The organism is Flagellimonas marinaquae (genome assembly GCF_023716465.1).
In the GTDB taxonomy this organism is placed as follows: Bacteria; Bacteroidota; Bacteroidia; order Flavobacteriales; family Flavobacteriaceae; genus Flagellimonas; species Flagellimonas alginolytica.
Genome location: NZ_CP092415.1, coordinates 1,463,879 through 1,476,994 on the forward strand (window position 1 = coordinate 1,463,879; position 13,116 = coordinate 1,476,994).

7 protein-coding genes are annotated in these 13,116 nt (G+C 42.2%); 1 reads left to right on the forward strand and 6 read right to left on the reverse strand.

All coding sequences use genetic code 11. The features are described 5' to 3' along the window. Positions 1-14: 14 nt before the first annotated feature. Positions 15-1,133 carry an NAD(P)/FAD-dependent oxidoreductase gene (locus MJO53_RS06635; protein WP_252080954.1) on the forward strand — a complete coding sequence of 373 codons (1,119 nt, stop codon included), beginning with the start codon at positions 15-17 and terminating at the stop codon, positions 1,131-1,133. Here the strand turns inward: MJO53_RS06635 and MJO53_RS06640 are convergent. From MJO53_RS06640 to MJO53_RS06665, 6 genes are read right to left on the reverse strand one after another with little or no spacing between them, the layout of a single operon-like run. Then, complete coding sequence (locus MJO53_RS06640; protein ID WP_224836031.1) at positions 1,130-1,792, reverse strand: ABC transporter ATP-binding protein; 663 nt, start codon at positions 1,790-1,792, stop codon at positions 1,130-1,132. The genes MJO53_RS06635 and MJO53_RS06640 overlap by 4 nt on opposite strands. Position 1,793: 1 nt before the next feature. Beyond that, on the reverse strand, positions 1,794-3,290 hold the full coding sequence (locus MJO53_RS06645) for a serine hydrolase domain-containing protein (protein WP_252080955.1): 1,497 nt from the start codon (positions 3,288-3,290) through the stop codon (positions 1,794-1,796). 9 nt (positions 3,291-3,299) lie between these two features. Next, positions 3,300-5,714, reverse strand: coding sequence for an ABC transporter permease (locus tag MJO53_RS06650; protein WP_252080956.1), 2,415 nt, complete (start codon positions 5,712-5,714; stop codon positions 3,300-3,302). Between the two features lie 29 nt (positions 5,715-5,743). After that, entirely contained in the window at positions 5,744-8,194 is a 2,451-nt protein-coding gene (locus tag MJO53_RS06655) for an FtsX-like permease family protein (RefSeq protein ID WP_252080957.1), read from the reverse strand. 24 nt (positions 8,195-8,218) lie between these two features. Further along, the gene (locus tag MJO53_RS06660; protein ID WP_252080958.1) at positions 8,219-10,651 is read right to left on the reverse strand and encodes an ABC transporter permease; all 2,433 of its coding nucleotides are present in this window, start codon (positions 10,649-10,651) and stop codon (positions 8,219-8,221) included. Positions 10,652-10,698: 47 nt separating this feature from the next. Beyond that, positions 10,699-13,098, reverse strand: a complete 2,400-nt coding sequence (locus MJO53_RS06665; protein ID WP_252080959.1) for an ABC transporter permease — start codon at positions 13,096-13,098, stop codon at positions 10,699-10,701. Between the last annotated feature and the right edge of the window lie 18 nt (positions 13,099-13,116).

Consider the following 13,116-nt stretch of genomic DNA (forward strand, 5'->3'; position numbering starts at 1 on the left):
GGGGTTTTTTAGTTATGGATTTAAGTTATTGGGAATATAAAAGCTGGTTTTCCAACGTTGATTTTACTGTAGTTGGCAGTGGGATCGTTGGAATTAATTGCGCTGTCCGTTTAAAGGAAAAATATCCCAAAAGCTCTATCTTGATTTTAGAAAAAGGAATTCTTCCACAGGGTGCCAGCACTAAAAATGCGGGGTTTGCCTGCTTCGGGAGTGCTTCAGAAATATTATCGGACCTGCAGCATCATACGGAGCAGGAAGTAGTGGAATTGGTCCAAAAGCGAAACAAAGGAATTCAAAGACTACGTAAACTACTTGGCGATACGGCCATAGATTTTCAATTGCACGGCAGTCACGAGCTTTTTCCTTTAGGAAAAACGCAGTTGTTCGATAAATGTTTGGAGTCCATCCCATACCTCAACGGTCTCATGGAACCCATATTTGGGAAAGGTCCGTTTGTGACCAACGACAATAGCTTCAATTTTGGGAAAATCCAGAATAAATACATCACCCATACAGAGGAAGGACAATTGGATACCGGAAAAATGATGCGCTCCTTGATCCAAAAATGCTTGTCCATGGAAATACCGATCATAAATGGGGTTTTGGTTGAAGAGGTGGTCGATTTGCAAAACAGAGCTATCATAAAAACGCCCGGTTTCGAATTTACAACCAAGAAAGTATTTGTTGCTACCAATGGATTTGCTTCCAAATTGCTCAAATCTGATACCGTTCTGCCTGCCAGGGCACAGGTGTTGGTCACAGAGCCTATTAAAGACCTACCTATAAAAGGTACCTTTCATTTTGATGAAGGTTACTATTATTTCAGGAACATAGAGAATAGGATCTTGTTCGGGGGCGGAAGAAATCTTGATTTTGATGCGGAAGAGACCGTTGAATTTGGACAAACGGACCTTATCCAAAATCAATTGGAAGTTTTGCTTAAAACCATGATCTTGCCCAATCAACCCGTAAAAATTGACCGTAGGTGGAGCGGAATAATGGGGGTGGGTAAACAAAAAACACCTATTATCAAGCCCGTTTCCAATTCCGTTTACTGCGGTGTACGTTTGGGTGGAATGGGCGTAGCCCTAGGGAGTCTAGTAGGAGAAGAATTGGCCGATCTGGCCGATTAAACCATTCTTCCGTCCAACAAATTAATGATCCTGGAACCGTATTCCGCATTTTTCTCAGAGTGTGTCACTTGAATTATGGTTACCCCGTCATCATTCAATTGTTTAAAAAGCTCCATGATTTCTTCTCCTTGGGTTGAGTTTAGGTTGCCCGTAGGCTCATCTGCCAAGATCAATTTAGGGTTGGATATAAGCGCTCTGGCCACTCCGACCAGCTGTTGTTGTCCTCCACTCAATTGTGCGGGAAAAAGATCTTTTTTTCCAACAATATTAAAACGGTCCAACATATCGGCAACCATTGCCTTGCGTTCGGAGCCTTTTATCTTTTTATAGATAAGCGGCATTTCCAGGTTTTCCTTTACGGTGAGGTCATCCAGTAAATGATAGGACTGGAACACAAAACCGATATATTGTTTGTACAGGTTTGATCTGTGTTTTTCTTTTAATGAATGTACAGATTCGTCCATAAAATTATACTCGCCCTCGTCAAAGGTATCGAGCATCCCGATAACGTTTAGCAATGTGGATTTACCGGAGCCCGATGGTCCCATTACCGAAATAAACTCTCCTTCCTGTACTTCGAGGTTTATGTCCTTGAGCAAAAAAAAGCGTTGACCCCCTGAATGGACCCATTTAAATATGTTGTTAAGTTGTAGTAGCATGTTATTTCTTATTTAGTTGTTCTATCCTTTTAGTTGCATTATCGCACCAGTAGCAATTAGATTCGGGCTTAAGTTCCAAGGCTTTTTTATAGCTTTTTAATGAGTTAACCGTGTCGTTTATCAAAAAATAGCCTTCTCCCAAGGTATCCCATAGGTTTCCGTCTTCGGGGAAAAGCTCGGTATTCAATTTTAAAAGTGCTATGCCCCAATTTATGTCCAAATCTTCCGAAACCTGCTTAAATCCAATACGGTTCAACAATGCCTTTTCCTTTATTGGCGCTCCTGTTCGCTTTTCTATAAACCCTGGCAATTCGCTCAATTTATTAGGTGTATTTGTCCTTATAAAATCAAAAACCAATTCATATGAGTTTTTTGGTATAGGATCGGGATCATAATCTTTATCCGTCGCCATTGATGCAATTTCCCACGCAACATTCTCCGATTGTGGATTTAAAATACTGCTCGACAATGCAATAATTACCATATCGTCCTCAACAAATCTGAGGAAGTCCGCAAAGTAAATGCCATTGCTGCCGTTGTGTGCAACAATTTTTGAGTTGTTCTGTGTATTGAATATCGCCCAACCATACCCATAAAAGGAACTGTTTGATTCATTCTCGGACACATATGGGTACTCCATCATTTTTTTGGATTCGGCAGAAAGTACTGTGTTTTTTTCCAATGCCAGGTGCCAAGTATATAAATCTTCTACCGTAGAGTATATATCGCCTTTTCCGATACTGTACCAATGATCATTGTTCGCGGGCAAATACTGTTGTGTTATCCCCCAATCTTTCCATTGCCCTGTGGTGTAATGGTAATAATACCCGTGAGCAATTCGCTCGCTATTAAACCCAATTCCTTTGTACCCGGTATGGTTCATTTGTAAAGGTTCCCAAAAGTTGATTCTTAAAAATGATTCATAATCCATTTGGGAGACTTTCTCAATAATAGCGGCCAACATTATGTAATTGGCATTGGCATAGGTGTGCTTGGTTCCGGGGGCATACATTAGCTTGGATGTAAAAAACTCCTTTAAAAAGGCTTCTTTTTTAGCTGGGTCGTATCTAAAACCTCCTGTACTTGGTGATATACCAGATGTCTGTACAAGTAATTGATGAACGGTAATATTCTTCTTATCGATGGGTGATTGAGGGAAGAACTTTTCAATTTTATCCGAAACATCCAACTTGCCATCTTCCATTAGCTTTAATATTGCCGCTGCGGTAAATTGCTTTGTCACAGAACCAATATTGAATACTGTAGATGGGGTGTTCTTAATTTTCAATTTTTTATCGGCCCAACCATACCCTTTTGAAAAAATAACCTTTCCTTTTTTGGCCACAAGTACACTTCCCGAATATCCATTGTTTTCACTTTGGCTCAAATAGTTATCAATTTTAAGCTCAAGTTCGTTTTTAGTAACGGGAGTTTGGCCAAAAGTAGTCACTACAAACAGTAATATCAGACCTATGGCTTGCAATACAGAGTATCTCATGTTGTATAATTATTCTGTCCGTAAACTTTTCACGGGATTGATCGAAGCTGCTTTTACGGTTCGTGACCCAACGGTAACCAATGCTATAAAAGAGGCTACAAGGCCGGCACCTACAAAAAACAACGGACTTAGATACACGTGCGAAGCATAGTTCTGTAACCATTCATGCAAAAAATACCATGCAATCGGTGTGGCAATTATAAAGGCCAGACCAACAAGTTTTAAAAAATCCTTGGTAAGCAAAAGTGCTACGGAGGAAACACTGGCCCCAACCACTTTTCGTACACCTATCTCCTTGGTTCTTTGTGCCACCACTAACATGGAGATGGCAAAAAGGCCTATACAGCTCAATAAAATGCCAAGTATACTCCCACTGGTAATTATTGTCGCCATTGTTTTTTCCCGGCGGAAAGTCCGATCTACGTTTTCATCCAAAAAAGACCCCAAAAACTCTGCTTGGGGCTCTATTTTTTTCCAAGCAGTTTTAATGGCTTCAAAGGAATTTGCCACATTATTTGGTGATACCTTCACATAGGCATAGTACAGGTCCCAATTTTTATCCATAAAAAGTGTGAGCGGCTCTATTTTTTTACCCACATCCTGAAAATTGTAATCTTTTATCACCCCTATTACAGAGTACACCACGTCTTCGTCCATGGGTATAGTGACCGCTAATGGGTCCTCTGCTCCCAATTGTTTTGCCATGGTCTCGTTTATGACCAAACTAAGACTATCGGTCTGGTGTTCCCTGTTGAACATTCGGCCCGTTATTATTTCCAGGTCTAAGGTCTCTGCATAGTCGTAATCAACAGTAATGGTATTTGTGACCACGCCACGCCCTTGGTAATCAAAACCCATCATACTGCTGGAAAGGCTTCCGTCCCGACCCAAACCAAGGTTGTTGTCCGCGCCGGTCACGCTTAAAATATCCGGGTTTCCCGTAAGTTCTTCCCGTAACAGTTGTACCACATTGTAACTCTGTTTTTTGCCATTTAAGGGTATAGAGATCACTTGTTCTTTGTTGTAACCCAAATCCTTGTTCCTCATAAAATCCAATTGACCGTTCAAAACCAAAGTTCCGCTGATCAAAATAATGGCTATGGCAAACTGCACTACAATGAGTCCATTACGCAATCTATTTTTACCAAGGTCTAATTTGCCTTTTAAGGCTTTCAGAGCACCCAATTTACTCATCAACAATGCCGGATATCCTCCTGCTATCAAGGTGATACAAAAAATAACCAGTCCAAAAATTAGGATTACTTCTGGTTGGGCAACATCGGCGAAAGTGGCCTTGGTATTAAAAAGTGTCTTAAATGGGTTCAATAGCATTTGGCTGACCATTAATCCCAGTACGATGGACAATGCAAAAACAAATAGACTCTCCATCCAAAACTGAAAGAACAATTGCTTTTGTATAGCGCCCAAGGTTTTACGCATGCCAACTTCCTTTAAGCGTTTCTCGCTAAGGGCAATGCTCATGTTTATAAAGTTTGCGCTAACTATAAAAATAATTACCATGGCAATGCACAAAATTATAATTGGAAATGTACGGTTCGCCTCCGCCACTCCGGTATTATAAGATACAAAGTGTAGATCGGTTATAGGTGTCAAATGGAATTGCTTGTAATGGCCTTCCGCATTGGGTTGTGCTCCATCCCTAATATCGCTTTCTATGCTTTCTTGGTAATGGAGCGAGGTAAAGGCCTCTGTACTCTGCTCAAACTGTATTGGATCCACTCCATTTTCCAATTGAAGATAAATTGGGTGGAACTGGGAATCCCAGCGATCAATGTTGGAAAGAAATTCCGGATGGTTCTCAAATGGAATCACTATCCCAAAATCGATGCTGCTATTGGCCGGGGTATCCTTTAAAATGGAAGCAATCGTAAATGGCTTTTCTTCTCGTCCGATTTTTATGGAAATCGTTTTTCCGACCACATTATCCACGGTGCCGAATATTTTTTTTGCGGTCTTAACGGTAATTCCAACAGAATTCTTCTCTGGCAAAGGATTTCTTGTATCATCCCACAAGGTTGGATAGGTAAAAATTTTAAAAAATTCCGGATCAACATACTCGGCATCCAAACTCAGCTCCTTGGTATTGTAGGTGACCAAAACATCCTCGCTCACAGTTCTTGCGATATATTTTATGCCAGCAACCTCCTCTTTAAGGGCTGGTGCCAAAGGAACAGGGTTGGACACACTTGCCTCTACTCCCCTTGGGGTTTGGTGGGATAAGTAAAGTTGATACGCCACATCTTTATTTTTATGGAACTGGTCGTAGGAAAGTTCAAAAAGTGCCGTCATTACCAAGAGAATGGCCACAGCAAATGCGGAGGTCAATCCTATCATATTGGATAAGGTAAATATTCTGTTCTTGATAAGATTTCTCCAAGCGATTTTTAAATAGTTCTTGAACATACTATAGTTTTTTGATTGATGATTTTCGACTATTCGTTCCTTAGGCTATCCACGGGGTTGATCTTTGCCGTTTTATAGGTTCTGGCGCTGATCACCGCAATGGCCACCAATACCATTCCTAAGCCACCGGACATAAATACCCACCAACTCATATTGGTTTTATAGGCAAAGTCCTGAATCCATTCTTGTATCAGGTACCACGAAATGGGCACAGAGATCGCAAAAGCAATTCCTACCAAAATCAAAAATTCCTTACAGAGCAATAGGTTCAATTGTGCAACATTGGCCCCCAACACTTTGCGAACCCCGATTTCCTTTACCCTGCGTTCCGTGGTATATACAACCAATCCCAAAAGTCCCATACAACTGATCAATATGGCCAATCCCGTAGCCCATTTTAGTAATTGAACCGTGCTTCTTTCGGTACGATAAAAATTCTTGACTATCTCATCCATAAACTGAAGACGCATTTCCTCTTCCGGATAAACTGTGGACCAAGCTTCCTCGATTTGTTTGATTGCAACGTCCCATTGTTCAGGATCTGGGCCCAGATCAAAATGCACACTATGGAAGGGCGAATAGTTGTCCCCGCCCCAATCCCCGGTCATTGCCATTGGGTTTATTCCTGATTTTAAAGAGCGTTGGTTAAAATCCTGCATAAGTCCTACTATCTGAATGTTCGTAGTGTCCAGTTTTAAAAATTCACCGACCACGTCCTCGGGGTTTTCAAACCCCATTTCCTTGGCAAAAGCTTCGTTTACGACATACTCCTGTATACTGTCGTTCAAACGATCACGACCAGATATGATGGGAATATTGTAGGTATCCAAATAATTTGCATCGCCCCACAGTATTTGAGTGGATTGATGCTTCTCAAGATCACCCTTAAAGTAATCGAGCACGGTGGACGTATAACTGTTCGAAGCCGGAGGGTCTCCTCCCAAACTAACTGAGGATAGTTGTTTGATTTCTTTTACTTGACTAAAAAAACGCTCTTTTTTAATCGCTGATCGATCGTTCCGTGGAACGGTAACAAATGCTACGGCATCGGTTTTAATGCCCATGTCGGTGTTCATTACATAATGCAGTTGTTTGGCCACCAAAAGGGTCCCGATGATAAAAACCTGTGCGACCACAAATTGAAAAACCGTTAAGGTCTTCCGCAATCGTACACCTTGATCTCCTTTGGAAAATTGACCTTTTAAAACGGATGCCGGTCGAAACCCGGATAGCACAAAAGCAGGATAAAACCCGGACAATATGGCTACCAGGACAACTAGACCAATAATTCCAAGTATCCCAACAAAGGAATAAAGCACGGAGAGTGAAATATCTCCAGGCAAAAAATCTGAGAATTGCCGGAGAAGAAAAGGTGCCAGTACCAGAGATAACGCTGCCGCTATACTGGTTAAAATGAATGATTCAAACAAAAACTGCCGAATCACCTGCTTTTTGGAGCTGCCCAGTGTTTTGCGTATTCCTATTTCTTTTGCCCTTGTGAGTGCTTGTGCCGAATTAAGGTTAATAAAATTGGCACATCCCAACAATAAAAGGAACAAAGCCACAAACCCTAAACTCTTTAGCACTTTTATACTCGCAACGTGTTCCGAATTATTGAAAGGATACTCAGCGTATTCCCCGCCAAAATGTATTTCGGAAAGGGGTTGCATAAGAAAGGTGCGTGTTTCGTTCTCGGCCCAAGGCGCTTTATTTTTATGTTCTTTGGCCAATGCATCCAAACGGGATCGTATGGCAACTATACTTGCCTCGTCCTTTATCTTAAAAAATAATTGGTTTCCTGAACTGGTACTGTTCCATTCATTATTTGTTTCTATATCGGGCAGGCCAAACATTTTGGCCGATGCCATGGACATAAACTCACTAAACCTTAAATCGCTGTTCTGGGTAAAATTGGCTACCACGCCCGTTACTTTTACCGGAATGGAATCGTTATACATCAACGTTTTACCAACAACAGTCCCAACTTCCGTATGCGGGAAGTATTTTTCTGCTGTTTTTCTTGTGAGTACCACTTGGGCAGCTTCGGCAAGTGCCGACTCCTTGTCTCCAGCAATCCAATCGTAGGTAAACAACTGAAAGTAGGTATTATCCGCTAAAATGGAGTTTTGAATGTTCTTAAATGTGAGGTCCAAGTTCTTGTTTTCAACTTTTGAAAAACTTGTGTTTCTAAAATGGGTGGCCAGTTCAACCCCTGTTGTTCCTTCTTGAAAAGTACGGGCCAACGGTAGGGCGACCCCTCGATTGGAAAACGTATTTCCGTGGGATTCCCACTCCGTCGTTAACCGGTAAATTCTGTCCTTATCTTTATGAAAGGTATCGAACGTAAAATCGTAATGGACAATTGAACCGATCACCATCGTAGCACAAACACCTATGGAAAGCCCCAGTACATTGATCAAGGAAAAGAGCTTGTTCTTTAATATACTCCGCAAAGCGATTTTAAGATAGTTTACGATCATTTTACTTTTTTAATTTGTTTCCTTTTATTCTGCCCTTAGGCTCTTCACCGGATTCACAATGGCTGCCTTTATACTTTGGTAGCTCACGGTTACAAGTGCAACGCCGACAGCCAACAATGCGGACAGGGCAAAAATCCACCATGGAATATCGATTCGGTACGAGAAATCCTGTAGCCAACGGTCCATGGCATACCAGCCCAATGGCAAAGCTATAACCACCGCAAGCCCCACCAGTTTTAAAAAGTCCGAGGACAAACGGTAAACTATCTGTCCCACGCCTGCTCCCAGTACTTTTCTTACACCGATTTCCTTTACGCGTTTTTGAGCATTGAATGTAGCTAGGCCCAAAAGTCCAAGACAGGCAATAATAATGGACAATATGGTGAAGATCATAAAAATCCTTCCCAGTCTTTGTTCCGCATCGTAGCTGGTGTTAAAAGAATCGTCCATAAAATAACTGTCGAATGGCTGGGTAGGCGCCATATTCCTCCAAATATTCTCAATTTCGGTAAGAGTTCGGGACACATCGCCTCCATTTAGCTTTATGGCCAAGTTGCTGGAAAATTCCGCTCCATTGAACAGAGCAAGAGCCCCTACTTCTTCTCTTAGTGTCTCAAAATGAAAGTCTTTTACCACTCCAATTACGGTTGATAAGGTGCCCTCTTCCAAATTATTTACAAATTGGGTTCCGATAACGGTTTCCGGTGTTTTTCCGAGTATGGAGACCGCTTTCTCGTTCACAATTATGGCCAATGAGTCTGTGGCGAATTTATCGAGATCGAAAGTTCGTCCGGAAACCAAGGAAAGTCCAATAGTAATCAAATAATCATCGTCCACGGCCCATTGTTGCATGTTGATGGATTTTTCCTGGCTGCGGTCTTCTGCCAACAAATAAGTGCCGCTGCTGCGGGCCGAAGGTGTGGGCAAAAAGCTGCTCAATGTGGCATTGTCTACTTGACTAAGTCGCAATACGGCATCTTTAAATGCTTGTTTTCTTCCTTCGAGTGCGTTTACTCCTCCTATGATCAACACTTGGTTCTTTCCATACCCCAGATCTTTGCCCTGGATAAATCTGAGTTGTTGAAATACGGTGAGTGTGCCCATGATCAAAAACACCGATATACTAAATTGCAGTATGACCAGGGCATTCCTTACCCTTCCACCGCCGATGGCGTTGTCCCCTTGCCCCTTAAGTACTTTTGCCGCTACAAAACGTGACATAAAAAAGGCAGGATAACTTCCGGAAAACAGACCAAGAACCAATGCGGCAATAATCAAAATCAGCCAAAAAATTGGATTGGAAAAAGGAACGGACAATTCTTTTCCTGAAAGCTCATTATAGAAAGGAATGGCAATATAGGCCACGATTATGGCAAATATCAGGGCTCCCATGGCGATAAGTCCAGACTCCGTTAAAAACTGACCAATCAATCCGCTGCGCTGGGACCCCAATGTTTTTCTAATTCCTACTTCTTTTGCTCGTTTTAGCGAATGCGCCGTGGAAAGGTTCATAAAGTTAACACTGGCCAATACCAGTAAAATAAGAGCAATGGCTCCTAGAATATACACGTTTTTGATATCGCTCACGGCACTGAACTCCGGGTTTCTTCCAGAATGTAAGTGAATGTCGGTCAAAGGAATGGTGGAATAGTTCACATAATTGCCTGAATCCAGAAATTGCTGTTCCGTAATGCCCGGAAAAAACCGCTGTGCGTAGGGAATCAAATATCTTCCCACCATGGCCTGTAACTCATTTTGTATGTCGGTTCCGGTGGTGCCGGGCACCAATTTTATGAAGGTAAAATAATTATGGTTGCCCCATTCGGCCAACTGGGCATCCTCATATCCGGACATGGCCAAGAAAAGAGGTTTGTCCTTAAAAATTGAGTTCTTCGGCAAGTCTTCCAGTACACCTGTTACGGTGTACATATCTTGATCATTGATCACAAGTGTTTTTCCTACGGCCCGATCTATGGGAAAGTGTTTTTCGGCAGCAGTTCTTGTAATCACCATTGTATTGGGCTCTGTCAATGCGGTTCGCTTATCACCATACAGCAATTCAATGCCGAACATATCGAAAAACGTAGAGTCGGCATAGGATACTTGGGGCTCCCGAACATTGTCTTTAGCGTTTTGGGAACGAATAAAAACACCTCCTATATTTCGAAACCTTGTGGCCATCTCCACTTGGGGTATGTCGTTTACCATGGCTCCTGCCATGGGTGCCGATACCTCGGCATTTTCTTCCGCTGCACCGCCGAACTTCATATCCGTATTGATGCGATAGATGCGTTCCGCGTCCGTGAACATTTTATCGTGGCTCAGGTCATCGTAAATGTAAAGGCCGAGCAAAAGCCCACCAGCCATTCCTATTGCTAATCCGAAAACATTGAGAAAGGTGAAGAATGGCTGCTTTTTAAGGCTTCTCCAGGCTATTTTTAGATTGTTCCTAAACATGGTGTTCGTTTTTGATTGATGTAGTTATTACTCCTACAGAATTGATGTTATTCTGTTCGTAAACTTCGGGCCGGGTTGGATTTTGCCGCCTTGATCGCCTGAAAACTTACCGTGATTATGGTTACGGCCATGGCCCCGATCATGGCCAGGACAAAAATCCACCATTTCAATATCACACGGTAGGGATACTCTTGTAACCACCCGTTCATTACATAATAGGCAATTGGCACTGCAATAAAGCAGGAAATGATCACGAGCTTTAAAAAGTCCTTGGACAACATGTTCCACACATTAAATACAGATGCTCCCAGCACTTTTCTTACCCCAATCTCCTTGGTTCGCTGTTCCGCCACAAAAGAGGTTAGACCGAACAGTCCCAAACAACTGATCAAAATGGCCAGAGCGGTAAAAATGCCCGAAAGTCGACCAATGCGTTCCTCCGCTGCAAATTTTTCGCCATATTCCTCATCAACAAAATCATAATGAAAAGGGATATTTGGGAAGTGTTCTTTAAAAACCCTTTCGATTATCGCAATATTTTGACTGGCACTTTGGTTGGGGTTCAATCTCATATTATAATATGAGCCATTTCCGTGCCTGTCGAATACATACATACCTTGTTTTACTGGTTCGTATGGGGATTGGGCAATCATGTCCTGAACCACTCCAATGATCTTCATGGGTTCAAATGGGTCTTCGGTGTCGGAGTCCGTAATAAACTTGCCTACCGGGTCCTGTAGTCCCATATATTTTACGGCAGTTTCATTTATGAGCACGGCTGTGGAATCGGAAGCAAAATCTCTTGAGAAATCACGCCCTGCCACAATTTTTAGATTAAGGCTTTTTGCATACTCGGGAGATACCTCGGTCCATGCAAGATCTTCTTGAAATCCTTCTGGTTTTCCTTCCCATTTGAATCCGCTCCGATTGGACCAAATATTGGTTGTGGGTGCACTTGAAGTGGACATTTCTGTCACTGCTCCAGAGTTTGTGAACGCTTCTCGCATCAATTCAAACTTTCCCGTAAAATCTTCGCTCATGGTAGGCACTTGAATCAATCCTTCCTTATCGTAACCAATAGGTCGGTTTTTGGCATGATTGATTTGTTGCATTACGATAACAGTTCCGATAATAAAGGCCACGGAAACCGTAAACTGTACCACGACTAAGATTTTTCTTGGCAAGCCAGAGTGTTTGCCCGCCTTAAAGGTGCCCTTTAGAACATCTACGGGTCGAAACGAGGAAAGGTAAAGTGCCGGGTAACTGCCGGCCAGAAGCGCTGTGAACAATATAAATGCCAAGGAGGCGCCCCAAAACCCCATTGATAGCCAAGGAAACTCAATCTTTTTTCTGGCCAAATCATTAAATCCGTTTAGAGATAGCACAACGATCACAATAGCGATAAAAAAAGCAAAAAGCACAACTAAAAAGGACTCGCCCAAAAATTGATTGATCAACTGGCCCCGCTGTGATCCTATTGATTTTCTGATGCCTACTTCCTTCGCTCTTTTCTCAGATCGTGCGGTACTAAGGTTCATAAAATTGATACATGCCAACAAAAGGACAAAAACACCGATTATCCCGAACAACCATACATATTTTATTCTGCCACCGACCTGCATTCCGTTCTCGAACCGAGATCGTAAGTGCCAGTCTTCCATTGGCAACAAAAACAATTGAGGATTAAATTCAACGGTGTCCTCGTTCAGGTTTTTCTTAACATTCCGAATCTTTTCAGTTACGGTTTCCATCGTTGTATTGTCGGCTATCTGAACAAACATTTGAAACGAGTTGTTCCCCCATTGGTCCTCGGCATTTTTTATCCATTCGTTGATGGATACGTATTTATCCCAAGGCATTAAAAAATGAGTGTCGTTAAAAGATGTATTGAAAGGAATATCCTCGTAAACCGCTGTTACCATCATGTCGTATTGACTGTTTACCTCTATAGTTTTGCCAATAGGGTCTTCATTTCCAAAAAGTGCTTCTGCGGTAGATTCGGATAGCATAATGGAATTAATTTCCCGAATTCCGTCCATTTCGCCCTTTAAAATGTTTAAGTCCAACATTTCGGGCGCTTCCCTTTGTGTAAAGTTTCCTTCTCTGGAAATACTGGTTTCTTTATACTTTAGATACTGGGGCGTGGTCCATGAAGACATCACCATATGTTTAAAATTATCCATATAACTTTCCCGAAATGCCATTTCCAAAGGGCGTGGTATCGCAGGGCCTGTTCCGGTTTCACCGTTAAAGGTCTGTGATTGGAACACCTGGGCTATCCGGTTTTTATTGGAAAAGTAGCTGTTGTGCGAAAGCTCGTCCATGATCCACAGCCCTATGATCAGGGCTACGGCCATGCCAAGGGCCAGACCTCCTACATTGATTATGGTATATCCCTTGTTCTTGGTAAGGTTCCTCCAGGCAATTTTTAGATAATTCTTAAACATGATCGATGGTTTTTTGAT

Coding starts and splice junctions, on each gene's coding strand:
- MJO53_RS06635 (WP_252080954.1), top strand. CDS start 15: ATGGATTTAAGTTATTGGGAATATAAAAGCTGGTTTTCCAACGTTGAT.
- MJO53_RS06640 (WP_224836031.1), bottom strand. CDS start 1,792: ATGCTACTACAACTTAACAACATATTTAAATGGGTCCATTCAGGGGGT.
- MJO53_RS06645 (WP_252080955.1), bottom strand. CDS start 3,290: ATGAGATACTCTGTATTGCAAGCCATAGGTCTGATATTACTGTTTGTA.
- MJO53_RS06650 (WP_252080956.1), bottom strand. CDS start 5,714: ATGTTCAAGAACTATTTAAAAATCGCTTGGAGAAATCTTATCAAGAAC.
- MJO53_RS06655 (WP_252080957.1), bottom strand. CDS start 8,194: ATGATCGTAAACTATCTTAAAATCGCTTTGCGGAGTATATTAAAGAAC.
- MJO53_RS06660 (WP_252080958.1), bottom strand. CDS start 10,651: ATGTTTAGGAACAATCTAAAAATAGCCTGGAGAAGCCTTAAAAAGCAG.
- MJO53_RS06665 (WP_252080959.1), bottom strand. CDS start 13,098: ATGTTTAAGAATTATCTAAAAATTGCCTGGAGGAACCTTACCAAGAAC.